Annotated in this window: 16 protein-coding genes; 8 read left to right on the top strand and 8 right to left on the bottom strand. The window is 57.5% G+C overall.

The features are described 5' to 3' along the window. Window positions 1–485 precede the first annotated feature (485 nt). Entirely contained in the window at window positions 486–9,371 is an 8,886-nt protein-coding gene (locus BM395_RS04175) for an Ig-like domain-containing protein (protein ID WP_090509030.1), read from the top strand. Window positions 9,372–9,380: 9 nt separating this feature from the next. On the opposite strand, the gene BM395_RS04170 is transcribed toward BM395_RS04175, so the two are convergent. The 4 genes from BM395_RS04170 to BM395_RS04155 form a co-directional block, all read right to left on the bottom strand. Continuing rightward, window positions 9,381–10,166 (bottom strand): 2-keto-4-pentenoate hydratase, encoded by a 786-nt coding sequence (locus tag BM395_RS04170; protein WP_090509028.1) that lies wholly within the window; start codon window positions 10,164–10,166, stop codon window positions 9,381–9,383. After that, window positions 10,163–11,602 (bottom strand): dihydropyrimidinase, encoded by a 1,440-nt coding sequence (hydA, locus tag BM395_RS04165; RefSeq protein ID WP_090509026.1) that lies wholly within the window; start codon window positions 11,600–11,602, stop codon window positions 10,163–10,165. Before hydA ends, BM395_RS04170 begins: the two co-directional genes overlap by 4 nt. A 1-nt stretch (window position 11,603) precedes the next feature. Beyond that, window positions 11,604–12,332, bottom strand: a complete 729-nt coding sequence (locus tag BM395_RS04160) for a maleate cis-trans isomerase family protein (RefSeq protein WP_090509021.1) — start codon at window positions 12,330–12,332, stop codon at window positions 11,604–11,606. A 253-nt stretch (window positions 12,333–12,585) separates the two neighbouring features. Continuing rightward, window positions 12,586–13,263 (bottom strand): GntR family transcriptional regulator, encoded by a 678-nt coding sequence (locus tag BM395_RS04155; RefSeq protein ID WP_201970346.1) that lies wholly within the window; start codon window positions 13,261–13,263, stop codon window positions 12,586–12,588. 332 nt (window positions 13,264–13,595) lie between these two features. Here BM395_RS04155 and BM395_RS04150 point away from each other — a divergent pair, with 332 nt between their 5' ends. The 4 genes from BM395_RS04150 to BM395_RS04135 are packed head-to-tail and all read left to right on the top strand — an operon-like array spanning window position 13,596 to window position 17,924. Continuing rightward, the gene (locus BM395_RS04150; protein ID WP_090509019.1) at window positions 13,596–14,636 is read left to right on the top strand and encodes a TRAP transporter substrate-binding protein; all 1,041 of its coding nucleotides are present in this window, start codon (window positions 13,596–13,598) and stop codon (window positions 14,634–14,636) included. Between the two features lie 29 nt (window positions 14,637–14,665). Then, complete coding sequence (locus tag BM395_RS04145) at window positions 14,666–15,238, top strand: TRAP transporter small permease subunit (RefSeq protein WP_069899607.1); 573 nt, start codon at window positions 14,666–14,668, stop codon at window positions 15,236–15,238. Further along, window positions 15,235–16,533 carry a TRAP transporter large permease gene (locus BM395_RS04140; RefSeq protein WP_090509017.1) on the top strand — a complete coding sequence of 433 codons (1,299 nt, stop codon included), beginning with the start codon at window positions 15,235–15,237 and terminating at the stop codon, window positions 16,531–16,533. Before BM395_RS04145 ends, BM395_RS04140 begins: the two co-directional genes overlap by 4 nt. Further along, a complete protein-coding gene (locus BM395_RS04135; protein WP_090509016.1) occupies window positions 16,530–17,924 on the top strand; it encodes an amidase in 1,395 nt (464 codons plus the stop codon). Before BM395_RS04140 ends, BM395_RS04135 begins: the two co-directional genes overlap by 4 nt. Before the next feature lie 198 nt (window positions 17,925–18,122). Here BM395_RS04135 and cysW read toward each other — a convergent pair whose 3' ends face one another. Genes cysW through cysP form a run of 3 tightly spaced genes read right to left on the bottom strand, consistent with a single transcriptional unit; the run spans window position 18,123 to window position 20,883 of the window. After that, window positions 18,123–18,953 carry a sulfate ABC transporter permease subunit CysW gene (gene cysW / locus BM395_RS04130; protein ID WP_069899604.1) on the bottom strand — a complete coding sequence of 277 codons (831 nt, stop codon included), beginning with the start codon at window positions 18,951–18,953 and terminating at the stop codon, window positions 18,123–18,125. Further along, a complete protein-coding gene (gene cysT / locus BM395_RS04125) occupies window positions 18,950–19,828 on the bottom strand; it encodes a sulfate ABC transporter permease subunit CysT (protein WP_069899721.1) in 879 nt (292 codons plus the stop codon). Before cysT ends, cysW begins: the two co-directional genes overlap by 4 nt. 41 nt (window positions 19,829–19,869) lie before the next feature. Next, a complete protein-coding gene (gene cysP / locus BM395_RS04120) occupies window positions 19,870–20,883 on the bottom strand; it encodes a thiosulfate ABC transporter substrate-binding protein CysP (RefSeq protein WP_090509014.1) in 1,014 nt (337 codons plus the stop codon). Between the two features lie 592 nt (window positions 20,884–21,475). Between cysP and BM395_RS04115 the strand changes: the two genes are divergently transcribed. Next, entirely contained in the window at window positions 21,476–22,465 is a 990-nt protein-coding gene (locus BM395_RS04115) for a sulfate/molybdate ABC transporter ATP-binding protein (RefSeq protein ID WP_090509012.1), read from the top strand. 119 nt (window positions 22,466–22,584) lie between these two features. On the opposite strand, the gene arcD is transcribed toward BM395_RS04115, so the two are convergent. Beyond that, a complete protein-coding gene (gene arcD / locus BM395_RS04110) occupies window positions 22,585–24,012 on the bottom strand; it encodes an arginine-ornithine antiporter (protein WP_090509010.1) in 1,428 nt (475 codons plus the stop codon). Between the two features lie 876 nt (window positions 24,013–24,888). Here arcD and tssA point away from each other — a divergent pair. Both tssA and tssB read left to right on the top strand, forming a co-directional pair. Continuing rightward, window positions 24,889–26,445 carry a type VI secretion system protein TssA gene (gene tssA / locus BM395_RS04105; RefSeq protein WP_090509008.1) on the top strand — a complete coding sequence of 519 codons (1,557 nt, stop codon included), beginning with the start codon at window positions 24,889–24,891 and terminating at the stop codon, window positions 26,443–26,445. A 29-nt stretch (window positions 26,446–26,474) separates the two neighbouring features. Beyond that, the gene (gene tssB, locus BM395_RS04100; RefSeq protein ID WP_069899599.1) at window positions 26,475–26,975 is read left to right on the top strand and encodes a type VI secretion system contractile sheath small subunit; all 501 of its coding nucleotides are present in this window, start codon (window positions 26,475–26,477) and stop codon (window positions 26,973–26,975) included. Window positions 26,976–26,990 lie beyond the last annotated feature (15 nt).

Genomic DNA, 26,990 nt, shown 5'->3' with positions numbered 1-26,990 from the left:
GGCACCACCTTCAGCCGTGCTCAACTCTTGGCTTTCAGCGACACCAATCCGTCAGCTGCCATTACCACCGCACATGGGCAACTGGTACTGACCGGCGCTGACAGCGTCACCGGTATTGTGAACTATCGCTTCACTCTGCTGACGCCTGCCGATCACAGCGGTGGCCGCGTATTTGACCAACTGACCTTGAGCCTGACCGACAGCGCCGGTAACGACACCTCGGCGTATCCAAACCAGCTCATTATCGAGATCGTCGACGACGCGCCCATCGCCGCCAACGATGCGACCAGCATCAGTGAAGATGCTGCGCCCAATACCATTAACGGCAGCGTGACTGGCAACGATCAGCTCGGTGCCGATACCAGCGCCACTCCGGTCACCGGCGTCAGGGTGGGGGCGGTACAGCGGGCACCGGCAATGTCGCCAGCGCAGTCACTGGCAGTTACGGCGCACTCACCCTCAACGCCGATGGCAGCTACAGCTACGTGTTGGATAACAGCAATGCCAGCGTTGATGCATTGCAGGCCGGCGAATCGCTGGTTGATCTGTTTACCTATCAAGTTACCGATGCCGACGGTGATATCAGCAGCGCGCAATTGCGCATCACCATCAACGGCAGTAACGATGCCCCGGTGGCGGTTGATGATGCATACATCACCGCCGAAGATACGCCGCTGGCATTGGACCTGCTGGCCAACGACAGCGACGTTGAAGGCGATAGCCTGAGCGTGCAGTCGATCAATGGCGTGACGCTGACCGGCGCTGCGCAAAGCATTACGGTCACAAACGGCACCGTGAATGTGGCGGCAGATGGCACCCTGAGCTTTATCCCCGCCGCCAACTTCAATGGCGTGGTGAACTTCGACTACAGCGTCAGCGATGGCAACGGCGGTGTAGCGACGGCCACGGTCACCATTAACGTGACGCCGTTGAACGACGCACCAGTGGCTGTTGATGATGTTTACACCACCGCCGAAGACACGGCGCTGGCACTCGACCTGCTGCTCAACGACAGCGATGTTGACGGTGACGCACTGAGCATCAAGTCGATCAATGGCATCGAGTTGACCGGCGTCGCACAAAGCATTGCGGTTACAGGTGGCACCGTGAGCGTGGCGGCCGATGGCAGCCTGAGCTTTATCCCGACGCCGAACTTCAATGGCGCCGTGAGTTTTGCCTATGAGGTGCAAGACAGCCAGGGCGGAGTTGCCAGCGCCAATGTCAGCATCACCGTCACCCCGGTCAATGATCCGCCAGTGGCGGTGAATGATGTTTACAGCACGGCAGAAGACAGCCCGATTGCGCTCAATCTGACCGCCAATGACAGCGATCTGGATGGCGATGCGCTGAGTGTCAGGTCAATCAATGGCGTGTTGCTCAGCGGCGGTGTGCAGCGTATTGCCGTGACTAACGGCAGCGTTGATGTAGCCGCCGATGGCAGTCTGAGTTTCACCCCGACGGGCGACTACAACGGCGCGGTCAGTTTCAACTATGTGCTGCAGGACGCAAGCGGTGCCACGGCCAACGCCAGCGTCAGCATCAGCGTCTCGCCGGTGGTGGACATTGTCGCCGACACGCTGACCACCAATGAAGACACGCCGATTAGCTTCAATGTGCTCACCGGCGCGGGCGGGGCCAGCGCCGACAGCTTTGAAAATCCTGCGGCGCAGGTAACCGCGATCACCCAGCCGCCAGCGGGGCAGGGCAGTGTCAGTTTCACTGCCAATGGCGACATGACCTACACGCCGCCCGCCAACTTCAACGGCGTCACCAGTTTTACCTACACCGTGACCTCGGGCGGCGTGACTGAAACCACCACCGTCACCCTCAATGTCACCTCGGTGCCTGATGATATTACCGTCAGCGGGCTGGGCGACGGCGCGGCCAACGGCACCGATGGCGCCGTGCTGGAAAGCGCTCTGGCCAATGGCACGGCGCCGAGTGCGGCGGGTGTGGTGCTCAATGGCAGTTTCAACATGGGCCCGGCGGCGAACCTGCTCAGCTTCAGTCTGGGCGGTTCCGGGCCAATAACCCTGGTCCAGTTGCAGGCCTCGACAGCAACGCCAATCACCGTGCTCGGCAGTTACGGCGAGCTGGTAATCAATGGCTATAACAGCAGCACTGGCGAGGTGAGTTATACCTACACCCTGACCGCCGTGGCTGATCACAGTGCGGGCTCGGTGAATGACAGTTTCATCATCGGCGTGACCGACCGCGATGGCGATGTGACAGCCAACGCGGGCACGCTGGCGGTGGAGGTGGTCGATGATGCGCCAATAGCCCGGCCAGATATTGATGACGTGCTCAATACTGCCGGGCAACCGAGCAGTGTGGCCAATGGCAACGTGGTTACCGGCATTGGCGGTGCAGACCCCGACATTACCGACGGTGTCGCTGACAGCATTGGCGCAGACGGCGAGTCGGCGGGAGGTGCGGTAACCGCGCTGGCCAAGACTGGCGATGCGCTGGCAGCGGGCAACGTCGGCCTGCCGTTGGCGGGTAATTACGGCAGCCTGACGTTGAACAGCGACGGCAGTTACAGCTACACGCCGGATTTCGCCAATGTCGATGTGATAGCGCTGCTGGCGGGTGAATCACTGAGCGACAGTTTCACTTATCAAATCACCGATGCCGATGGCGACAGCGTAACCACCACCCTGACCCTGAATATTTACGGCACGCCAACGCTGGTCGGCACCGACGGCGGCTCGGTGCTTGAATCGGGGCTGGCAACAGGCAGCAATCCAGTGGCGGGCGGTGCTGAATTTTCTGGCAGTTTCATTATCGCCAGCGGCCAATTCCCGGTAGAAAGTCTCACGGTCGACGGCACCACCTTTACCGTGACGCAACTCGCCGGATTCAGCGACGCGGCTCCATCACCTGCAATTATCACCACGCATGGCGAACTGGTGATCAGCGGTTACGACAGAGCCACCGGCACGGTAAGTTATCGCTTCACCCTGACTTCGGAGGCCGATCACAGTGCGGCGGCAGTGACCGACAGTTTAGTTCTGAGCGTGACAGATTCGGCGGGTAACAGCTCGGCACCGAACCCTAAGTTGTTGTCGATCAATATTGTCGACGACCAGCCGCTGGCGACCGCAGACGCGGCGGCCATCAGCGAAGATGCGGCGCCGGATACGGTTTCAGGTTCGGTGCTCGATAACGACACCGTTGGCGCCGACACCACGCAAACGCCAGTGACGGCCGTCGGGGTTGGCGGCACGGTGGCAGCGCTCAATGTCGGCACCGCAGTGACAGGCAGTTATGGTCAACTGACGTTGAATGCCGATGGCAGCTACGCCTATGTGCTGGACAACGCCAGCCCCAGTGTCGATAGCCTAAAAGCCGGTGAAGTGCGGGTGGATTTGTTCACGTATCAAATAACTGACAGCGACGGTGATGTCAGTACCGCACAACTGCGCATCACCATTACTGGTACTAATGATGGGCCGGTGGCGGTCAATGACACCTACACCACCGCCGAGGACACCGCAGTAGCGCTTGCGCTGCTGGCCAACGACAGCGACGCCGATGGCGAAACCCTGAGCATCAAGTCGATCAATAACGTCGCGCTGACCCCGGGCGTGGCGCAGAGCATTGTGCTGCCCGGTAATACCGGCACGGTACAGATCGCCGCCGATGGCACGATGAGTTTTGTTCCGGCTGCGAACTTCAACGGGCCGGTGAGTTTTGTCTACGAGGCGCAGGACCCCAACGGCGCAATCGCCAGCGCCACGGTCACCATCAATGTGACACCGGTGAATGATCCTCCGGTGGCGGTGAACGACACCTACAGCACGGCCGAAGACACCAGCGTCGCCCTGACTCCATTGCTCAATGACAGTGATGTCGATGGCGATGTGCTCAGCGTGCAATCAATCAATGGCGTGACGCTCACGCCCGGCACGGCGCAAACCATTCTGGTCGATAACGGCACGGTCACGGTGGCCGCCGACGGCAGCCTGAGTTTCACCCCGAATGCGAATTATCACGGGCCGGTGAGTTTCGGCTATGTAATGCAGGATGCGGCCGGGTTAACAGCAAACGCGACGATTAACATCGATGTGACGCCGGTGAATGATTTGCCGGTGGCAGTGAACGACACCTACACCACGGTCGAGGACACCCCGGTTGCGCTGACGCCGCTGCTCAATGACAGCGATGTCGACGGCGATGCGCTGAGCCTGCAGTCGATCAACGGCGTAGCCCTGACGCCCGGAACAGCGCAGAGCATTGCGGTATCCGGCGGCACAGTGAATGTCGCCGCTGACGGCAGCCTGAGCTTCACTCCGGACCCCGATCGCACCGCCGCGGTGAGCTTTGCCTACACGGCAACCGATGGGCAAGGCGGCGTGGCAAACGCGACCATTACCATCAATATTACCCCGGTCAATGATCCGCCGGTTGCGGTGAACGACAGCTACACCACCGCTGAAGACACAGCAGTGGCACTCGATTTACTGGCCAATGATTCGGATGTCGACAACCTCGCCAGCGAACTGAGCATCAAGTCGATTAACGGCGTCGCCCTCACGCCAGGTGTGGCGCAAAGCATTGTTCTGCCCGGCAACACCGGCACCGTCAATGTGGCCGCCGATGGCTCGCTGAATTTCGTGCCGGTGGCCAACTACAACGGCAGCGTCAGTTTTGCCTACATCGTGCAAGACCCGGCTGGGGCAACTGCCACAGCGACGGTGACTATCATCGTGACGCCGGTGAATGATCTGCCGGTGGCGGTCAACGATACCTACAGCATGGCCGAGGATGGCCCGGCGCTGGCGCTGGATCTTTTGGCCAACGACAGCGACGTTGACCCGGATACGCTGCAAGTGCTGTCGATTAATGGCGTAGCCCTTACGCCAGGTGTGGCGCAGAGCATCGCCGTCAGCAATGGCACGGTGAATGTCGCGGTGGATGGTGCGTTGAGCTTTGTGCCCACGGCCGATTACAACGGGCCGGTGAGTTTTGCTTACGAGCTTAGCGACGGCAATGGCGGCACTGCCAGCGCCACCGTGAGCATTACGGTTACGCCGGTGGCAGACAGCGTTGCCGACGTGATCACCACCAATGAAGACACGCCAATCAGCTTCAACGTACTCACGGGCGCGGGCGGTGCCAGCGCCGACAGTTTCGAGAATCCTGGCGCGCAGGTGACTGCGATCACCCAGCCGCCAGCCGGGCAGGGCAGCGTCAGCTTTAGCGCCAACGGCGATATGATCTATACGCCGCCCGCCAACTTCAACGGCGTCACCAGTTTTAGTTACACCGTCACATCTGGCGGTGTAACCGAAACCACCACGGTGACCATTAACGTGACTGCCGTACCGGACGATGTCACGGTCAGCGGTCTGGGTGATGGCGCGGCGGCCGGCACCGATGGCGCGGTCAAGGAAAGTGCGCTGGCCACGGGCACCTCACCCGATGCCAGCGGGCGCATTCTTGACGGTACTTTCAGTATGGGGCCAGGTGCGAACCTGAGCAGTTTCAGCCTGGGTGGGTCCGGCGATATCACGCTGGCGCAATTGCAGGCCTCGGCCACCACGCCGATCACCATTACCGGCAGCAACGGCACCCTGCAAATAAATGGCTACGACAGCGCCAGTGGCGCAGTGCAGTACCGCTACACCTTGCTCAGCACTGCTGCCCACACGGTTGCGCTGGTAACGGACAGCTTCATCCTGAGCCTGACCGACATTGACGGTGATTTCATCTTCAATGCGGGCACGCTGGCTGTACAGATTATTGATGATGCGCCGTTGGCCAGGGCGGATGTTGATGACGTTATCAATATCGACTCCCAGCCCAGCAGCATCGCCTCGGGTAACGTCTTCACCGGTGTTGGCGGAGTCGATCCCGACGCCACCGACGGGGTTGCCGATGTGATTGGTGCCGATGACTTGGGCGCTGGCAATGCGATTGCCAGCGTTGGTCTGGCGGCCAACAGCCTCAGCGCCGGCAATCTTGGTGCGCCGCTGGCCGGCAGTTATGGCGAGCTGATTCTAAACGCCGACGGCAGTTACACCTACACGCCTTTTTACACCAACCCGGCAGTGGCGACGCTTACCGCCGGGCAGTCATTGAGCGACACGTTCACCTATCAGATTGTTGATGCGGACGGCAGTTCGGCGGTAACCACACTGACCGTTTCAATCTACGGCACGCCAACGCTGATTGGCACCGATGGCGGCAGCGTTCTTGAGTCTGATCTGGCGACGGGCAGCAATGCGTCGGGAGTGGGCGAGGTGTATGCCGGCAGCTTCTTTGTCGCCAGCCCGCAATCGCCGCTGGCCAGCCTGACGCTGACAGGCAGTAACGGCACGGTGACCTACAGCGCTGCCGAACTGGACGGCTTCAACACCACTGCCTCCGCGCCAATCGACACGGCGCATGGCCAGTTGATCCTGACCGGCTACGATGCGGTGAGCGGTGAAGTGAGTTACAGCTTCACCCTGCTTAGCGCTGCCGATCACAGCGCTGGTGAGGTGTTCGACAGCATTGCGCTGAGCATGATCGACAGCGTCAATAACGACACCTCGGCGTTTCCCAAGTTTCTCAGGATCGAGATCGTCGACGATGCGCCGCAGGCGCAGGACGATCAGCAAAGCATCACCGAAGACGCCGCGCCGGGCAGTGTCAGCGGCTCGCTGATCAGCAACGACATCCTTGGTGCAGACACCACTGCAACACCGGTCACGCTGGTAACGGTGGGCGGTAATGCCAATTTTGTTCCGGTAACGGCGTTGGCGGGCACTTATGGCAACCTGACCCTGAGCGCGGATGGCAGTTACACCTACGTGCTGGATAACAGCAATCCGGTGGTTGATGCATTGCAGGCAGGCGAGAGCCGGGTCGATGTATTCACCTATCAAATCACCGACAGCGACGGCAACGTCAGCAGCGCGCAACTGCGCATTATCATCAGCGGTGCCAATGACGGGCCGGTGGCGGTGGATGACAACTACACCACGCCTGAAGACACCACGATTGCGCTGGATCTGCTGGCCAACGACACCGATGTGGACAACCCGCAAACCAGCCTGACGCTGCAATCAATCAACGGCGTTGTGCTGACGCCGGGCATGGCGCAAAGCATCGCAATCAGCGACGGCACGACGACTATCGGCAGCGTTAATGTTGCGGCCGACGGCAGCCTGAGTTTCACCCCGGTGGCCAATTACAACGGGCCGGTGAGTTTCGGTTATGTCGTTACCGACGGCGTCGCCACCGCGAGTGCAACGGTGGCCATTATTGTCACGCCGGTTAACGACCCGCCCGTGGCCGTCAACGATGCCTACATCACCAACGAAGATGTGGCCATCGCGCTCACGCCACTGGATAACGACAGTGATCCCGACGGCCAGGCGCTGACGATTCAGTCAATCAACGGCGTCACGCTTACCCCCGGTGTGGCGCAAAGCATTGCCGTGAGTAACGCCGGGCTGATTAACGTGAGCGCCAGCGGCGCGCTAAGTTTTGTGCCCGCCGCCAACGCACACGGCACACTCAACGTGGCTTACGTGATCAGTGATGGCGCGGCCACCGCAACCGCCACGATCAATATTATTGTTAATCCTGTTGTCGACTTGCCCGTCGCCAACAACGATGGCTACAGCACCGCAGAAAATACCCCTGTGGCCCTCACGCCGTTGCTCAATGATGTGGATATAGACGGCGGCGTGCTGAGCATTCAGTCAATCAATGGCGTGGTGCTAACGCCAGGCAGTGCGCAAGTTATCCAGCTGACCAACGCGGCGGGTGTAGTGACCGGCGCGATTAACATCGCCGCCGACGGCAGCCTGAGTTTTATGCCCGCGCCGCAGTTCAACGGCCCGCTGAGTTTCAGCTATGTGATCAGCAATGGCGTGGACACGGCCACCGCGACGATAAGCATTAATGTCACACCGGTGAACGATCTGCCGGTCGCGCAGGACGATCCATACACCACGCAGGAAGACACGCCGCTGGTGATTACGCCGCTGCTCAATGACGTGGACATTGACGGCGATGCGCTGCGGGTGCAGTCGATTAACGGCGTGGAGCTCACGCCCGGTGTGGCGCAGAACATTGCGGTGCCCAACGGCAGCGTGAGCGTGGCGGCCAACGGCGCTCTGACGTTCATCCCCGCGCCTGACTTCAATGGCGTTACTCGATTCGCTTACGTGGTCAGTGATGACCAAGGCGGCACGGCCACGGCGGTTATTTCGATTACGGTTGTGGCGGTTAACGATCCGCCGGTTGCCGTGGCCGATGGCCCGATTACAGCCACTGCCAACACGCCGACAACCGGCAATGTGCTGAGCAACGACCGCGATCCGGATGGCGACCCGCTGCGGGTCAGCAGTTTTGCCGTCGATACCAACGGAGATGGCATCGCCGAGCGTTTTAACGTGCCGGATAATGGCGCGACCAGCACGCAACTGACCAGCGCCGATGGCACGTTGATTGGCACCCTGACTCTGGGCGCCGATGGCAGCTTTGTGTTGATTCCGGGGCCAGACTACAACGGCCCTGTGCCTGTGGTCAGTTATACGATTACCGATGGACAGGCCTTTAGCACGAGCACGCTGAGTTTCACTGATCTGCTCAATCAGGACATCGTCCACCTTGAACCGCAAGCGCCGGGCTCCAGCTTTACTCCCGGGCGGCAGTCACCGGATCGTTCGGATTCACCGGCATGGTTGAACCCGCCCGCAATTGAGGAGTTGGGGATCGATCAGCTCAATGATCTCAATGGCATTACTACGTTGTCGGGCGATGGTGCTGTACTGGCAGCGGCCAATGGCGTGTCGTCATTGTTTGGCATCGACGAGCGTAGCCGTGGCAACAACGGTGATCTGGGCCTGTTCGGACACTTGCAGCAGAGCAGCGTGATCCACGGCCGTGATGGTTATGATGCGGCGGCAGAGTCGGCCGCATCCGTGACCTCGCACGATGGCAAAGCCACGGTGCAGATGCATACGCACGGGCCTCGCGCATGGTTGGATGTGATCAACAAACTGGACGCTGAGCAGCAGCGGATCGTGCGTGCCCGTTTCAGTGCTGCCGATGGCGGGGCCTTGCCCGTATGGGCGCGGGGTGATGGGCTAGGCCATTTGTCGATGGACCGACCTGCAAACGTGGATGGGATCGCGCTGCAGTTGCGCATTGAACGGGAAAATGGCGTTGTTGATCGTTACATCCTGGACATCAACTTCAACGCGTTCGAGGTGCAAATGCGCCCCATCAGCGGTGCATCCGGGCGCAATGGCGCGGCAATTGACAGCGTAGAGGCGCGGCCGCTGGCCTCACTGCCTTTCGCCGAACAACTGACGCAAGCCAGTCGCGGCGAGTCGGCGGCCGATGCGGCCCTGATGCGGGCCCTGCGTTAGCAAGGCGGTTCAGGCGTTGGCGATATTCAGCGCAACGCCGCCGAGCCCGTCGAAGCTGGCGCAGATGCGGTCGCCCGGTTGCGCCTCATACAATCCGGTCCAGGTACCGGTGGTGATGACGTCGCCTGCGCGCAGCCCAGCCGGATATTGCTCGGCGACGTGATTGCACAACCACGGCAACAGACACAGCGGATCACCCAGCGGGTGACGCGAGTCCTTCAGTGCAACTGGCGCACCATTCACCTGTAATTGCACGCCACGCTGCGCGTAGTCGTCTTGCCAGCCTCCCGCAGTCGTATTGCCAAGAATCAGCCAGCGATTCATCTGCTGGTCTGCCAGCCGAAACGTGGCTGGCAATTTTTGCCACGCCTGCGCCCGCACATCGCAGACTTCAATGGCGACAATGACCTCGGCAATCGCCGCCTTTATTTGCGCGGCATCGGTGCTTGCCGGCAAGTCGCGGGCCAAGCGAATGGCCAGTTCCACCTCAATGCCAAACAATGTGTGGCGTGCGCTCAGTGGCAACTGTGCAGGGCTTTCTGGCAAGCCATGAATAACCACCGCATCGGCAATCGGGGCGGCGGTGGGCAGTGATTCCTTACTGGCCGCGCCAATTTTCCAAGCGTGTGGACGGCCCTGCGCAAACCATTGCAACGCCTCGCCCACCTGATGCTGAACACGATACGCCGCCTGATTATCGGCCGGCGCCAAACGAGTAGCGGCTTCCTCGCTGAGCGGCTTGCCCGAACGCCACGTCTCGATCAGTGCATCGTGCAGTTGTGATGTGTCGGTCATGAGTGGTCCTTGCGGGTTTTCGGGTGCGCGGGTGTGGGTAAGTCGCACGGCAGGAACTGGCCCTTGCCAGCCTGTCCCGTGAACTCGCCGTCACGCCAGACGATCTCGCCGCGCAGCAGGGTAATCGCAGGCCAGGCGCTCACGGCTATGCCTTCATAGGGTGTGTAATCGACGGCGTGGTGCAGATCGGTATTTTTGATCGTGCGCTCGAGGCCGGTGTCCCAGATCACCAGATCGGCGTCGGCGCCCACGGCGATAGAACCTTTGCGTGGATACAGCCCGTAGGTTTTCGCCGGGTTGGTGGACGTTAACGCGACAAACTGGCTCATCTCCAGCGGGCCATTGAGTACGCCGTGCGAGAACAGCAGCGGCAGGCGCGTTTCGACGCCGGGAATGCCGTTGGGAATCTTGTCGAAACTGGCGTCTGCGCCGGCCGCTTTCTTGCCGTCCGGGCCATCAAAACAGAAGGGCGCGTGGTCAGATGAGAACACCTGAAACAGCCCTGACTCAAGGCCGTCCCAAATCACTTGCTGGTTGGCTTTATCGCGCGGCGGCGGGCTGCAAATGCATTTCGCCCCATGGTTGTGTTCATCGTCTTCAAGGCCGAGATCCTCTGCAGTGAGGAACAGGTATTGCGGGCAGGTTTCGGCATAAATGCGCAGGCCCTGACCTTGCGCCCAGCGGATCTGCTCGACCGCTTCACGCCCCGAGACGTGAACAATCAAAATCGGTACATCGACCAACTCAGACAGGGCGATAGCGCGGTGCGTGGCTTCCCGCTCAACCAGCATCGGCCGCGATTGCGCGTGGTAGCGGGGTGCGGTTTTACCCTGCTTGAGCAGGCGCTCGGTGAGCCACGAAATACAGTCGGTGTTCTCCGCGTGGATCATCACCATCGCCCCTTCGGCGCGGGCAATGGCGAGCACGTCGATGATCTGCCGGTCGTTGAGCTTGAGATCATCGTAGGTCATGTAAATCTTGAACGAACTGTAGCCTTCGCGGATCAGCGCGGGCAGTTCGACGTCCAGCACATTGTCGGTCGGGTCCGCGACAATCAGGTGGAATGCATAGTCAACGCTGGCCTTGCCTTCGGCGCGCTGGTGATAGTCCTCAACCGCCGCGCGCAGGCTCTGGCCTTTTTGCTGGCAGGCGAACGGGATCACCGTGGTGGTGCCGCCGCAGGCTGCCGAGCGGGTGCCAGTGAGAAAGTCATCGGCCATGCGCGAGCCGTCATTGGTCGGCTGGTCGAAATGGACATGCGCGTCGATACCGCCGGGCAATACCCAGCGGCCGGCCGCATCAATTTCTTCTGCGCCGCCAGCAAGGTCGAGCCCAAGCGCGGCAATGCGCCCCTGAATGATGCCGATGTCGGCATTGAAGGTGTCGGCCGCGGTAGCGCAACGGGCGTTGCGGATGACCAGATCGAATGCAGCCATGTTATTTGGCCTCCGCAAAGAAACGGCCCCAGCCGTTGATGGTTGTGGTGTCGATACCGCACATGCGCAGCATTTTCCAGACGACAGTGGCAGTGGTATCGATTACTGCGATGCCCAATTCGGCTTCCCATTCCTTAACCAGTGGTGTGGCTTGCAGATTGGTGCAGTAGGTGAGAATCGCAGCAGGGTTGGTTTTGGCCATATCCATGACCTGGCGGGTCAGGGTTTGTGCATCCACTTCGGCAAAGTCGAAATTCACACTGATATTCAGGTGCGACTCGCCCTTGCAGGCAATGCCTGCGCTTGTGTAGTTGTTGATGATGCGTTGCTGCACATCGGCGGTGTAGGGCGAAACCAGAGCGAAGTCTTCGCGGCCCGTGCGCTGGAGGATCTCATTCAGCGCCAGCACCGAGGTGGTAGCAGGAATACCGGTGGCTTCGGTGATGCGGCGGCACAGATTACGGTCGTGCTCAAACCCAAGCCAACCTGCGGCAGTGCCGCTCCAGCCGATCACATCGACGTGCGCATCGGCGAGCAACTTGGCCGCGGCGAGAATCTTGCTGTCATCGAACTGGCCGAGTGCCTGCTCGGCCAGCGATATTTCAGTCACCGTAAACCGTGAGAAGTGCGCCGTAACGCCTGGCACTTGGGCAACCATTGCGGAAGTGATGGGTTCCAGTGCGGTGTTGGAGGAGGGCGTCAGCACGCCGAGCCGAATACGTTTAGTCATTAATGAAGATCCGTTTATCTGCAGCCCAGCGCATGAGCCTATTGGTTTGAATATATGTGCATCCATAATAAAAAACAAAATTGGATGCAATCTTGGAGTTTATCTAAGCAATATGCCTGCCAATAATTGCTCGACAAGGTCAAGGCTGGAGGCGCGCTGGGGATAGAACGGCATGTGTTTCCTGTAGAAGTTGCCTCCGGGGACGGGCAACCTCTGCAGGGCAGGTGTACGGGCTGGGCGGCTGGCGAATGGCTTAGCCGAACATCTGGTCCCAGTCGATATCGGGCTTGCTGTGGCCACCCAGATTGAGTTCCTGCTCGACATGGTTGAGATGATGGAGCATCAGCTCAATGGCCTTATCGCTGTCTTTGGCGGTAATTGCTTCGACGATCTTGCTGTGCTCGTCTTCGGGGCAGGCCGGGGTTTGCGGCGAGTCGTACAGGGCAATGATCAGGCAAGTAAGCGGACACAGTTCAGCCATCATCTTGCTGATGAAACTGTTGCCGGATACCTCGGCGAGAAGCATGTGAAATTCACCGGAAAGCTTGATGATTGCTCGCCGGTCGTGACGTGCGCGGGCCTCGGCTTCGAGCTTCAAATGCTGGTTGAGGCGGTCAATTTCGGCCTTGCCAGCCCGTTCAACGGTGTTGCGAATAACCTCGGGTTCGAGCAGGCGGCGCACGGCAAACAGGTCGAGCGCTTCCTGTACGGTTGGGCTTGCCACAAAGGCGCCGCGGTTGGGCGTCAGGCGTACCAGGCCATCTTTGGCCAGCCGGGTTAATGCCTGGCGAATCTTGGTGCGGCTGACCCCGAACGCGCTGGCCAGTTTCTCTTCCGCAAGCTTGATGCCGGGCGGCAGCCGGTGCTCCATGATCGCGTTGACGATGCGGTCGGCAATTTCATTAATGCCCGGCTTGTTGGTTGATTCCACGATTCAGCCTCAATCAATTGTACAAAAATATTGTACCCAATAATTCTGAACAATGAGCAGTACCCCTCTCGCTGTCAAGTGACACAACACACTGCACTCATGCGGTGCCTCCTTCAGCGTCGCGCACCCTCGCGGTGCCAGTCTCATGCCCGGTACGTGATCACTTCAGGCAAGCAGCGAGCAGCCTTTCCCGCTACGCAGGGGTATACAGCTGATTGGCACAATACCTGCAAAAGTGATTTCAAGAATGTACGCAATACATTTGAAAGTTATGTACTCACTTGCAGTTCGCTGACCCACAAAACAGCCAATCGTCCAGGAGTTTGCCCTTTATGAGAATCACCCCCCTCGTTGCCAGCTTGATCGCGACCCTTGCAATCAGCTCCGCTCAGGCGGATGAAGCGATCAAATGGAAGGCAATCGGCCAGCCGCTGGCAACCGGCCTGATCCAGAAGAACATCGAGCAGCCGTTCTTCGAGAACTTTGCTGAAAATACCGGGTTGCCGGTCACGGTGGACTACAAGCCAATCGACACCACCGGGATCAAGGACACCGAACAATTGCGTGTACTCAAGTCCGGCCTGTTCGATCTGGTTTCGATCCGCGCCTCGCAAAACTCGCGTGATGAACCGGCCTTGCTGGGTCTTGATCTGGTTGGCCTGAACCCAGACTACGAGACTGGTCGCAAGGTTGCAGATGCCTATTTCGATACCCTCGATCAGCGCCTGCAGAAGCAGTTTCGCGTCAAGCTGCTGGGCGTCTGGCCTTTCGGTCCGCAAATTCTCTTTTGCAAGTCGCCGGTTGCAAGCTTTGCCGATGTTAAGGGGTTGAAGGTGCGCGTATCGGATCAGAACCTTGCGCAGTTCGTTGAGTCCATCGGCGGGATTCCGGTGCCAATGAGCTTTGCTGAAACGCATCAGTCCCTTTCGCTCGGCGTGGTTGATTGCGCTATCACCGGGCCAAGCTCGGCCAACTCGGCAGGCTGGACAGAAATTGCCACTAGGCAGATTCCCCTCGGCGTGCAGATGGGCCTGAACGGCTACGGCATTTCCCTCAAGTCCTGGAACAAGCTCGACGCTGCGCAGCAAGCCAAATTGCAGACAGCCTTCGACATCCTTAACAGCAAAATCTGGGCGTACTCCGAAGAGCTTTATAAGGATGCTCTGAACTGCAACGTTGGCGCGGAACCGTGCACCACTGGCAAGAAATACAAGCTGATCAGCGTTGAGCCCAGTGATGCCGATCGCCAGTTGCTCAAAGGTGCATTGCAGTCTATTTCGCTGCCGAATTGGGCCGCCGTATGCGACAAGGTCAACCCACAGTGCTCGGCTGACTGGAAAGCCAAGGTCGGTCCTGTTGTTGGCCTGAAGTAACCCAAACCATTCAGCGGAGGGCGATCATCATGTCGCGTATCGAAAACACGCTTGCAGCGATATTTGGCGGCATCTTTATCGCCCTGTCCGGCTGGATCAGCATCGAAGTGCTGGCGCGAAAGCTTCTTGGCGTCTCGTTGCAAGGCGCCAATGAGCTGGGCGGCTATGCCTTGGCAGTAGGGGCTACGCTGGCCTTCACGCTGGCTTTGTTCGGGCGTAATCACATTCGTGTGGATGTGTTCTATGAGCGCTTGTCGGCGGGCTGGCAGGCGGCGCTGAACTGGTTTTCCAGCGTGCTGATGGCCAGTTTTGCAGGCCTGTTGGGTTTCCTAAGTTGGGGCGTGGTGCGCGACACGCTGGACTATCAAAGCACCGCACAAACGCCATGGGCAACGCCGCTGATTTATCCACAGAGCTTGTGGTTTGCCGGACAGGTGATTTTCATGCTGGTAGCGTTCGGCATGGCGGTTCGGGCGACCTACTTGCTGGTAAACCGCCGCATTCATGCGCTGAACCATGGCTTCAATCCACGCGGGGCCAAAGATGAACTGGCCGAAGAACTGGGCAACATCGAACAACGCAGCCAGGTGAAGCCGGTATGAGTGTCGTATTTGTACTGATCGCCTTTGTGGCGATGATTCTGCTGATGCTGGCAGGTCTGCCGATTGCTGTGGTGATGGCGGTTGTTGGTATTATTGGTGGTGTGCTGGCGTATGGCATGCCGTTTCTCGATTCGATTTCTCCGGTGGTGTGGGGCGTGCAGAACGATAATCTGCTGACCTCGATTCCACTGTTCGTTCTGCTCGGTGAAACTCTGCTGCGAGCCGGTATTGCCGACCGCATGTATTTGGCGTTGTCGGCGTGGATGGGGCGTTTGCCCGGAGGCTTGCTGCATTCCAATATCGCCACTTGCGCGTTGTTCGCCGCCACTTCGGGATCGTCGGTGGCCACTGCTGCAACAGTCGGTACTGTGGCGTTACCATCTTTGCAGGCGCGCGGTTATGCAGTGGCGCCGTCGCTGGGCACGTTGGCGGCGGGCGGCACGCTGGGCATTCTGATTCCGCCGAGCGTCAACCTGATCATTTATGGCTCACTGACCAATACCTCGATTGGCCAGTTGTTCATGGGCGGTATCGTTCCAGGTTTGCTGTTAAGCGGTTTGTTCATGTTGTTTATTGCGCTTACCCATTGCGGCGCTGAAAAAGCGGCGATGCGTGAAGCAAACGTGCCATTGGCGCTTAAGTTGCGTGCCTCGGTGCACCTGATTGCGCCTGTGGTGATTTTCGGCGTGGTCATGGGCAGCATCTACACCGGCCTTGCGACCACGACTGAATCGGCGGCGCTAGGTGTGATGGTAGCGCTGGGTTTTGCAGCTTCTGCGCGGGCGCTGAACTGGCCGACCCTGCGCACCTGCTTTATTCAGACGGCGCGGGTGTCCGGAATGATTCTGCTGATTATCACGTCGGCCTTCATCCTTAACCTGACCATCAGCCTGACGGGCGTTGCTGAGGACATGTCGGCGTGGGTCAATTCGCTTGGCCTCAGCGCCACGGCGTTCCTGTTGGTGCTGGTGGTGTTCTATCTGGTGCTGGGCATGTTCATGGACGTCTTGTCGATGCAGGTGGCGACGATTCCGATCACCTTCCCGATGGCCATCGCGCTGGGCATTGATCCGGTCTGGTTCGGAATCTTCGTGGTGCTGATGTGTGAACTCGGTCTGATCACGCCGCCGGTGGGCATGAACCTGTTTGTGGTGCACGGTATTCGCCCGGACAAAGGCAACATGACGGATGTGATTCGTGGCGCGCTGCCGTACGCCGCGATCATGATGGTGTTCTCGCTACTGCTTATAGCCATGCCGGATATCGTCACCTGGCTGCCGGGGAAGGCTGCATGAGCAAGCTATGGCAACTGGGCGCAGTCGAGTTGGCGCAAGGTTTTCGACAGGGCTTGTGGTCGCCGGTTGCAGCGCTCGAGTCGGTGCTTGAGCGAGTTGCCGAGGTCAATTCGCAAATCAATGCGCTTATCGCGCTGGCTCCTGATGCACATGCCGCCGCGCTGGCCAGCCAGGCGCGCTATGCCGCAGGTTGCCCGTTGAGCGAACTGGATGGCATCCCGATGACCATCAAGGACAATCTGTTGATGGCCGGTGTGCCCGCTACATGGGGATGCCCGGCGTTGGCAGATAATTTTGCAGCTGATGAATTGCCTGTGGCGCGCTTGCGGGCCATGGGCGCGGTGCTGGTGGGAAAAACCAATGTGCCGGAGTTTACCCTTGAGGGTTACACCGGCAACGCCTTGTTTGGCACCACGCGCAATCCGTGGGACATCCAGCTCACGCCCGGCGGTTCCAGCGGCGGTGCAGTGGCGGCCGTTGCGGCGGGTATTGCGCCGTTGGCGTTGTGTACCGATGGCGGCGGCTCGATCCGTCGGCCTTGCGCGCACACCGGGCTGGTCGGTTTAAAGCCTTCAATCGGCGCGATTGCCCGGGGCGCAGGATTTCCCGGCTTGCTCTTGGACTTTGAAGTAGTCGGGCCGGTGGGGCGCAGCGTTGCCGACGTGCAGTTGATGTTTAGCTTGCTGTCTGGCGCGGATACCCGCGATCGCCGTTCATTGGCGCGGGTGCAAGCCAGGCGTCAATTGCAGCGTGTGCTCTATGTACAAACTCTCGATGGCGCGCCGGTAGATCCGCAGGTGCGCTGCGCTACGGCCGAAGCTGCCGGCTTGCTTGAGCAGTTGGGCTGCACGGTTGTAACAGCCGAGCTGCCGATTGATCTGAGTGCATTGAATCGGGCTTGGCCTGAGATTGGTCAGATCGGTCTGGCTCATCTGTTTGCCAGTTATCCACAATGGCGCACTGGTGCGTCTTCCAAATATCAACAACTCGCCGACGTCGGGGAGCGCCTGCCGGCGAGCCGTTTATGGGCCATCATCGAACAGGTAGAGGCGCTACGAGTCGAAGTCGACCGAATGTTTGCAGACTATGACGTACTGTTGATGCCTACGGCAGCCGCCCTGCCGTGGCCCGCCGAACAGGCTTATCCCGAGACCATTGATGGCCAGCCAGTCGGTCCGCGTGGCCATGCGATCTTCACTGGCTGGGTGAATGCTGCAGGTGTGCCGGCGATCAGCCTGCCGATTGCAGAGTCCCGCGAAGGGCTGCCGATAGGCATTCAATTAGTCGCGCCCATGGGCGCCGATAGCGATTTACTAGCGCTGGCTGCGCGCATCGAACAGGCGATGCCTTGGCACTCTCGGTTTAATAAGTTGTGGCAGGCAAGTAGCTGAATGTTTGGCTGCTGTCGGTTACCAACAGGTATTAAGCTCCCCTTACAGGCGCAGGCCAATCACACCAATTAACCTCGGGCTGCTCAGCTACAAACGGCGCAATGAAAGCCTTTGACCTGGGGTGCGACTAAACCGTCAGCCATGAAAAAGACGCCCGTGGGCGTCTTTTTCAATCTGTGCTTACAGCGAATACCGGCTCTAGCTGGCCTCGGCGCGCTGCATCAAGGTGCGTTGGCGCCATTCCATGAAGGTTTTCAGCAGCAGGGTCAGCAATGCCATCATCGCCAGCAATGCGGCGGCGGTAAAGGCGGCGGCCGGTTTGTAGTCGTTGTTGAGCTGGTCAACCAGCAGCGGCAGGGTTAGCGTCTGGTTGATGATGGTGCCGGAGACGACTGAAACCGCGCCGAACTCGCCCACTGCCCGTGCGTTGGTTACCACTACGCCATAGAGCAATGCCCACTTGATTTTCGGCAGGGTGATATTGCGGAAAATCTGCCAGCCGTTTGCGCCAAGGCACATGGCGGCGGTCTCTTCATCCTGGCCCTGAGCCTGCATCACCGGAATCAGAATACGCGCGACATAAGGCGCGGTGACGAAGACCGTGACCATGACAATGCCCGGCCAGGCAAACATCAGCTGGATGTCTTGATCGTAGAGCCAGCGGCCCAGCGAGGATTCGATGCCGTACACCACCAGATAGCAAAGGCCGGCCACCACGGGCGATACCGCGTAGGGAATGTCGATCACAGTGGTCAGCAACTTGCGGCCGCGGAAGTCGTAGTGGGTTACGCACCAGGCGAGCAAGATGCCGAACACCAGATTGATTGGCACTGTCATGGCCGCAACCAGCAGCGTCAGGCCAATGGCGTGGATCATGTAGTCTTCGTTGAGGTTGCCCCACAACAGGGCCAGACCGCCGGAAAACGCCTTGCTGAAAATCAGCGCCAGCGGGATTAGCAGAATAAGCGTGACGAGGCTCAAGCCAAGGCCGATCAACAGCCACTGGTGCCAGTGTTGAGGTTTTTTCATTTGCCTTGCCGTTGCCATTTGAAGATTCGACCCTGCAGCACTTGCAGGCTGAACAGCAGTACCAGAGAGGCCAGCAGAATCACCGAGGCAATTGCTGCTGCCGCCGGATAGTTGAATTCCTGCAAGCGCACGAAAATCATCAGCGAGGACACTTCCGTCTTGAACGGAATGTTGCCGGCCAGCATGATCACCGCGCCAAACTCACCCAGGCTGCGAATGAATGACTGCGATGCGCCGGTCATCAACGCCGGTAATAGCGTTGGCAATACGACGTGGAAAAAAGTCTGCACGCGATTAGCGCCCAAGGTCCGGGCGGCCTCTTCGTATTCGTGTCCCATGTCTTGCAGCACTGGCTGCACGGTGCGCACCACGAAGGGCAGGCTGGTGAAAACCATTGCGATCAGAATGCCGGGATAGGCGTAGGCCAGTTTGATGCCCATCGGTTCAAGCCACATGCCCAGCCAGCCACTCGGTGCGAGCAGGGTGGCCAGGGTTAAACCTGCAACCGAGGTGGGCAGCGCGAATGGCAGGTCGATGAAAGCATCGACCAGGCGGCGGCCGGGGAAGTCATAGCGGGTGATGATCCAGGCCAGCAACATGCCGATCAATACGGTGGCGATCGTGGCGTAGAACGCGCCGCTTACCGTCACCTTGTAGCTCTGCACCACGCGCGGATCACTGATGGCCTGCCAATATTGCGCCCAGCTCATGTCGCTGACATAAAGCAGCAGTGCCGACAGAGGGAACAGGATCACCAGAGAAATATAAAACGTGCTGAAACCAAAGCTCAGGCCAAAGCCTGGCAGTACGGGTTTCTGCACAAAAAAGCGGGGAGTTGTAAGCACGCAAATGTCCCTGAATGCACAAGCCGCCATCATGGACGGCGGCCTGCTGTATTGCTCAAATCAAAGCAGTCTTAGCGACCTTCGGCCAGCAATTGGTCGAGGACACCGTTGGCATCGAAGTGCTTGGCGGTGATGTCATCCCAGCTGCCGAGTACTTCTGTCGGGTTGATCAGGCGCACCTGCGGGAACTGGTCGGCGGTGGCTTTCACGACTTCCGGGTTGTGCACGCGGTAGTTGTAGGTGGTCAGCAGTTGCTGGATGTCTTTGCTGTACTGGAAGTCCAGGTAGGCTTTGGCAACATCACGGGTGCCTTTCGAGTCGACAACCTTATCGACGATTGCCACCGGGAACTCGGCGAGAACGCTGACTGGCGGTACAACGATTTCGTATTCGCCGGACTTGAACTCTTCACCGTTGGCAATGTTCACCACTTCCGATTCGAAAGTCAGCAATACATCACCCTGGCCGTTCTGGGCAAAGGCGATGGTTGCGGCGCGACCGCCTGTTGGGAAGTTTTGTACGTTGTGCAGGATCTTGCCGACGAAGCTTTTGACTTTGGCTTCATCACCGGCGAACTTCTCGTTTGCATACAACCACGCGCCCAAATAGCTATAGCGCGCGTTGCCCGAAGTTTTCGGGTTTGGGAACACCAGTTTCACATCGCTGCGGGCCAGGTCGTCCCAGTTCTTGATGTTCTTTGGGTTGCCCTTGCGTACCAAAAATGCGGTGGTGCTGTAGTAAGGCGAGCTGTTGTTCGGGAACTGCTGTGCCCAGTCTTTACGTACCAGACCGCGTTTGGCGAGGATGTCGACGTCGGTTACCTGGTTGAAGGTAACGGTATCAACCTTTTTGCCTTGAATGATGTCTTGCGCCTGGCGCGAAGAACCGGCGAAAGACTGGTCGATCTTCAGCTCTTTACCGGTGTCGGCTTTCCACTTGGCGAGGAACTTAGGATTGATCTCGGCAAACAGTTCACGTGCGATGTCGTATGAAGCGTTGAGGATCGGCTTGTCGTCAGCCAGTGCAGATACGCTGCTCAACAGGCTGGTAGAGATAAGGCTGGCCAGAAGCAATTTCTTTAGCATGATGAAGACGTTCCTCGTCACTGAGCCCTGTATTTAAGGCTCCATTTAATTTTTCTGGCACATCGGCCAACTTATGGGCGGTGATACTGCCTAAGTTTTTTATTCTTAAAAAGTAATTTTTTGAGCTATGTATATAACGATATCGAATTTTTAGGTGCGTTAACCTCGGTGTAGCGCCAAGGCAGCTTAATTGCTGCTCTACGGGCTCTGATCAGTCAGCTAGCTCGGCAACTGTTGGCCCGGTGTTTCGCTTGAGCCAGCATTATCCAAAGCCAAGAGTAAGGTCGCCGGCAGAGCGTAGATGGCGCGGCATCTTGATTTATATGCTTAAAACGAATATCAATGTTACTAAATGATATTTTTATGAATATAGGGTCGGCCCTATGATTCGCTCAACTTTTTAAAAGGTTGCGTGTGTGCTGGATTTGTCAGGGTCTGAAGACCTCTGTGCAGTCGTTATACGTCACCTGACCCGATACACTTACACCGCCTTATCAGCCTCCTTCCTTGGGCGCTGTTTCCCTGCTGTCATTATCGCTGCGGGATATGTACGAATTAACCGCCCGCGCCAGAAGGCTGAGGACGCAAGAACATGTCGATTGAAATCACCAACGTCAGTAAGAATTTTAATGCGTTCAAGGCGCTGAACGAGATCAACCTGAATATCAAAAGTGGCGAGCTAGTTGCGCTGCTGGGGCCATCCGGTTGCGGTAAAACGACGCTGCTGCGCATTATCGCCGGTCTGGAAACACCCGATAGCGGCTCTATTCAGTTCCACGGTGAAGATGTTTCCGAGCACGACGTGCGCGACCGTAATGTGGGGTTTGTATTCCAGCATTACGCCTTGTTCCGCCACATGACTGTATTCGACAACGTCGCATTCGGCTTGCGCATGAAGCCTAAGCGCGAGCGCCCGAGCGAGACTGTCATCAAGCAAAAAGTGCACGAGCTGTTGGGTTTGGTGCAACTGGATTGGCTGTCGGATCGCTATCCTGAGCAGCTTTCTGGTGGGCAACGCCAACGGATCGCTTTGGCCCGTGCGCTAGCTGTTGAGCCCAAGGTGTTGCTGCTTGACGAACCCTTCGGCGCGCTGGATGCCAAGGTGCGTAAAGAGTTGCGCCGCTGGCTGGCGCGCTTGCATGAAGAGGTTCATCTGACATCGGTGTTCGTTACACACGATCAGGAAGAGGCGATGGAAGTTGCCGATCGGATCGTGGTTATGAATAAAGGTGTGATCGAGCAGATCGGCACACCGGCCGAGGTTTATGAAAAGCCTGCCAGCGACTTCGTTTACCACTTCCTCGGGGATGCGAACCGCCTGTATGTGGGTGAAGATCACCACGTGCTGTTCCGCCCGCATGAAGTGCACCTCTCGCGTAATGCCGAAACGGATCATCAGGCCGCTGAAGTGCGTGATATTCGCCCGCTCGGTGCAATCACCCGGGTGACCCTGAAGGTGGCCGGGCAAAGCGAATTGATTGAGGCCGAGGTGGCTAAAGATCACCTGAGCCTGGCCAATCTCAATCGTGGCGAGACCCTGTACTTCAAGCCCAAGGCCGGGCAGCCGCAAGCTAATCAGTGATTGCTTAGCAGCACCCATGCCCTGTGGGTGCTGCAATTGGGTGGTTAAGCTTAGGCTTTGCCACCCACGGCAAACACGCTGGGCTGCCGAGACTTGATCGGCCCAGCGCCATTACCGGCTTACATCGTCAATATGCCCGTCTCCAAACCGTAGGCCGCGAAGCCTGCGCCTACCACTACCAGCACAAATACCGCCGTTTCTATCGGTGTGAACAATGCAGCGCGTTGTTCGCGCTTGGCTATCGCAAACAGCACCACTCCTGGTGCGTAGAGCAGTGCAGACAACAGCAGGTATTTGACGCCGCCTGCATAGAGCAGCCAGACCGCGTAGATTAATGCGATTGAACTGATACACAGGTCTTTGATCCGCTCCTTTGATTTGGCTTTGTAGGTTTCGCCGCGCCAGCTCAACAGAAACGCATAAGCGGCTGACCACAGGTAAGGGACCAGAATCATCGAGGAGGCGAGGTAAATCAGGCTGGTGTAAGTGCCTGCCGAAAACAGTGTTATCAGCAGGAACAGCTGGATCATTACATTGGTCATCCACAATGCATTGATCGGGACTTGATTGGCGTTTTGCTTTTTCAGAAACGCCGGCATGGTGTTGTCCTGCGCGGTAGCAAACAGGATCTCGGCGCACAGCAACGCCCAGGAGAGCAGGGCGCCGAGCAAGGAAACGATCAGCCCGAGACTGATCAGAAGCGCGCCCCAGGGCCCAACGATATGTTCAAGTACCGAGGCCAGAGATGGGTTCTGTAATCCGGCCAGTTCTGGCTGAGTCATCACGCCCAGCGACAGCACGTTGACCAATACCAGCAGCGCCAACACGCCGAGGAAGCCGATTACCGTAGCGCGGCCGACGTCCGAGCGTTTTTGTGCGCGTGCTGAATAAACACTGGCGCCTTCGATGCCGATAAAAACGAACACGGTCACCAGCATCATGTTGCGCACCTGGTTCATCACGCTGCCGAAATCCGGGTTTTCATAGCCCCAGATATCACGCGTGAAGATATCCATACTGAAGGCTATGGCGGCAATAACGATAAAGATCAGCAAGGGCACTACTTTGGCGATTGTCGTGACCATATTGATGAAGGCTGCTTCCTTGATCCCGCGCGACACCAGAAAGTGCACGGCCCAAAGCAGAGCAGATGAGGCTGCAATGGCGATGGGTGTATTACCCTCACCAAACACTGGAAAGAAGTAACCCAGCGTGCTGAACAACAGCACAAAGTAGCCGACGTTACCCAGCCAGGCGCTTATCCAGTAGCCCCAGGCCGATGAAAAGCCCATGTAGTCACCGAAGCCCGCCTTGGCATAGGCATACACCCCGGAGTTGAGTTCAGGTTTGCGATTAGCCAGCACCTGAAACACAAATGCCAGGTTGAGCATGCCGACAGCTGTGATGGTCCAGCCGATCATGATGGCGCCGGCATCTGCCCGTTCGGCCATGTTCTGCGGTAAAGAGAAAATACCCCCACCAATCATCGACCCCACAACCAAAGCGATCAAGGCGCCAATCCGTAGTCTCTGTGCAGGCTCAGGCATGCTGCTTCCTTTCTCCGTAGTTGATGCTCAAACATCCAGCGAAGCACCTTGGCGATGCGGTTAAGCCATTTTGAAAAGCTCCAACCGAGACCGCATACGTCGCTGCAAATTTTTCTCAAGCATAGCTTAAGCGGCGGTGGATCAAGGTCGCTTTAGTCCCCCTTCGGTTATCGCTCTGATCGTTCAGTGCAAACGGAAACAGGCTGTGCGTGGCACTAAAAGAGGCGCCTGGCCAGACACGTAGCGTTTATGTGATCGATTGAATCGAAATTGTCCGATGCGAACAGCGAAGTACAGCGGTAATCGGGTCTTGCCGGGTGTCTCCCCGGAATAACAGGGCTGCGTGCATTTAAGGGTGAACCAATCGTTGCGCACTGCGCGGTTTCAAGTTTACAGGGAATGATTGATACATACCTGCAGTTGACCAGTAAGTGACTGTATAGCAACGGCTTGTTTGTTATTCAGAGTTGTCGCGCCTGCTTGATTGATTTGTATTTATCAAAGTGAGCAAGAAGTTGCTCACTGTTATTAATTGTCTTCGGATAAGTATTGCGGTGTTATTGCTGGGGATGCGGGTGTAGTTGGCTGAATATGCACGTTCATTGAGCAAGAACTTGCATAAGCGCTGCCTGGCCTGAAGAGGGTTTAGAATTAGTGGCGGGTTGCTTTGTTGGGCGTATACGTGGTTATAGTGGTTGCGCTTATTTATTTGATAGGTTTGCCGGGGTGTAAGTTGTTGTAGGGATTTTCTTTAGGTGCTTGTCACAAAACAAAACTGGTGTAAGTTTATATAGATTTTTAAGTTTCGTTCGTATGGATACGTCTGGCGCGAACTCTGAATGATTGTGGATGCAATTAAGCCGGAAGAACTGAGTGATGAGTAATACCCGCAAGCTTTCCAGTTATTATATTCGCCTCGCGAAAACGCCAATCTCTGAATATGAATTCAGCGGTGAAGACGTACGCTTTACCAGCGAATATGAGGCCCTGGAGCGCGAACTTGGTAAAGCCAATAGTATCCATGGCAATGGTCATGTTGACTGGCTCAAGGTGTTGGATGGAAGCGAGTTGTTGTTACGTGAACAGTCCAAGGATTTGCGTGCAGCTGTCTGGCTGACATGGGCGTTGCACCAACGTGAAGCTTTACCCGGACTGTTGGCTGGGTTGGGCATGTTGCGGCATCTCTGTGAGCACCATTGGCAAACCTTGTATCCGCTGAAAATGCGTACTCGCTCTGCGGCTTTCAACTGGTTGGTGCCACGCATGGAAGGCGTTCTGAGTGAGACCGTGCCGGTCAAGGAGCAGCTGCCTCTGTTTCGCCAGTTCGTGCTGCACCTCGAAGCGCTTGATCTGCTACTGACCAACCATCTGCAGGATGAAGCGCCGCTGCTGTTGCCTATTTGCCGGCGTCTGTCGGGCATGGTTGATCGCGCCGCCAACGATCAATTGGAGCCGACTTCGATTAGTGGTGTAGTCACTCAGGTGAAGCAGGCCGCCAGTCAGTTTTTGAGCCCTAACGCTGAGATCGACAACGAAAAAGATGCGCATAAGTCGCTGCGTAATCTGCAAGAGGGCGCGCGGCCCTTGTGCGCGTGGTGGCTGCGCCAGAAGGCCACGGATGTCCGGGCGTTGAAACTCAACAGAACCCTGCTTTGGCTGAACATTGATAGCTTGCCGGAATGCAACGCCGAGCAGATTACTGCGCTGCGTGGATTGCCTGCTGATAAACAAAAGAACTATCAGGAACGTCTTGAGCAAAAGCAGTATGCCGATCTGCTTGTCGAGCTTGAGGCCAGCATCGCGCGTTCACCGTTCTGGTTTGATGGTCAGCGCATGGTGTGGGAGTGCCTTGATGGCCTGAATGCTCAGCTGGCAATGCGTGAAATTGAAATCCACTTTGCGCTGTTGCAACAGCGCCTGCCGAGTCTCATTGAGCTGCGCTTCCATGATGGCGAGCCGTTTGCCGATGAGCAAACTCGTGCCTGGATAAGTGCGCAGGTCAATCATCACCTGCAAGCCCCCAAGACCCAGGATCCGCAGCACACTGCTTATGTTGAAGAGCCTTGGGACATTGCGCTCGCCGATGCCTTGCCGGTATTGCGTGATGAAGGCTTGAAAGCCGCCGTGAGGCTGCTCAATCAAGGCCTGCAAAGTGCGCAGGGCGGCCGCGCAATTTTTTTCTGGCAGCTGAGCTTGGCTCGGCTGTGTTTCTCGGCGAAAAAGTATGACTTGGTAAAAGTTCAGCTGGAAACTTTGGATCAGCAATTGTTGGCGTCAGGTTTAAATGCCTGGGAGCCAAACTTGGCGCTAGAAATTCTCCATTTGTTATACCGCTGCTGTGAACTGATGCCGCAGAGCAATGTTGTTCGTGAATGTAAAGATGATGTTTATCGCAGACTTTGCCACCTCGATTTAGACGTGATACTCGAATAGACCCAAGGGTTAAACTCAGGAGATTTACCATGGCCAAAGAAGGCTCAATAGCACCCAAAGAACGGATTAATGTCACGTTTAAGCCGGCGACTGGAAATGCTCAGGAAGATGTAGAGCTGCCTTTGAAATTGTTGGTGCTGGGTGACTTTATTCAGCGCGAAGATGAGCGAAAGGTAGAAGATCGCAAGCCAGTTGGTATTGATAAAGACTCATTTGATGAAGTGCTGGCCAAGCAGGAGTTGAGCTTGACTCTTGGTGTACCCAATCAGTTGGATGAGAACGCCGAAGAGTTGGCGGTGAGTATCAATATCAACTCAATGAAAGATTTCAACCCGGCAAATCTGGTTGAGCAAATTCCCGAGCTGAAAAAGTTGATGGAGTTACGCGACGCACTTGTGGCTTTGAAAGGGCCGTTGGGCAATACACCGGCTTTTCGCAAGTCGATTGAAGGGGTGTTGAGTGACGATGAGTCGCGCGGGCGGGTTTTGGGTGAGCTGGGCATTAATCCGGCAGTCACTAAGGACGCTTAAATCAATTTCAGCAGG

This window comes from Pseudomonas marincola (assembly GCF_900116605.1).
In the GTDB taxonomy this organism is placed as follows: domain Bacteria; phylum Pseudomonadota; class Gammaproteobacteria; order Pseudomonadales; family Pseudomonadaceae; genus Aquipseudomonas; species Aquipseudomonas marincola.
Note: the sequence above shows the minus strand (reverse complement) of the source record. Positions and strands in the feature narration are given on the sequence as shown.

What these genes read in the sequence shown, in the direction of transcription:
- BM395_RS04135 (WP_090509016.1), top strand. Translation starts at nt 16,530, where the DNA reads ATGAGCAAGCTATGGCAACTGGGCGCAGTCGAGTTGGCGCAAGGTTTT.
- BM395_RS04115 (WP_090509012.1), top strand. Translation starts at nt 21,476, where the DNA reads ATGTCGATTGAAATCACCAACGTCAGTAAGAATTTTAATGCGTTCAAG.
- hydA (WP_090509026.1), bottom strand. Translation starts at nt 11,602, where the DNA reads ATGGCTGCATTCGATCTGGTCATCCGCAACGCCCGTTGCGCTACCGCG.
- cysW (WP_069899604.1), bottom strand. Translation starts at nt 18,953, where the DNA reads ATGAAAAAACCTCAACACTGGCACCAGTGGCTGTTGATCGGCCTTGGC.
- arcD (WP_090509010.1), bottom strand. Translation starts at nt 24,012, where the DNA reads ATGCCTGAGCCTGCACAGAGACTACGGATTGGCGCCTTGATCGCTTTG.
- cysT (WP_069899721.1), bottom strand. Translation starts at nt 19,828, where the DNA reads ATGGCGGCTTGTGCATTCAGGGACATTTGCGTGCTTACAACTCCCCGC.
- tssB (WP_069899599.1), top strand. Translation starts at nt 26,475, where the DNA reads ATGGCCAAAGAAGGCTCAATAGCACCCAAAGAACGGATTAATGTCACG.
- tssA (WP_090509008.1), top strand. Translation starts at nt 24,889, where the DNA reads ATGAGTAATACCCGCAAGCTTTCCAGTTATTATATTCGCCTCGCGAAA.
- BM395_RS04145 (WP_069899607.1), top strand. Translation starts at nt 14,666, where the DNA reads ATGTCGCGTATCGAAAACACGCTTGCAGCGATATTTGGCGGCATCTTT.
- BM395_RS04140 (WP_090509017.1), top strand. Translation starts at nt 15,235, where the DNA reads ATGAGTGTCGTATTTGTACTGATCGCCTTTGTGGCGATGATTCTGCTG.
- BM395_RS04170 (WP_090509028.1), bottom strand. Translation starts at nt 10,166, where the DNA reads ATGACCGACACATCACAACTGCACGATGCACTGATCGAGACGTGGCGT.
- BM395_RS04150 (WP_090509019.1), top strand. Translation starts at nt 13,596, where the DNA reads ATGAGAATCACCCCCCTCGTTGCCAGCTTGATCGCGACCCTTGCAATC.
- cysP (WP_090509014.1), bottom strand. Translation starts at nt 20,883, where the DNA reads ATGCTAAAGAAATTGCTTCTGGCCAGCCTTATCTCTACCAGCCTGTTG.
- BM395_RS04160 (WP_090509021.1), bottom strand. Translation starts at nt 12,332, where the DNA reads ATGACTAAACGTATTCGGCTCGGCGTGCTGACGCCCTCCTCCAACACC.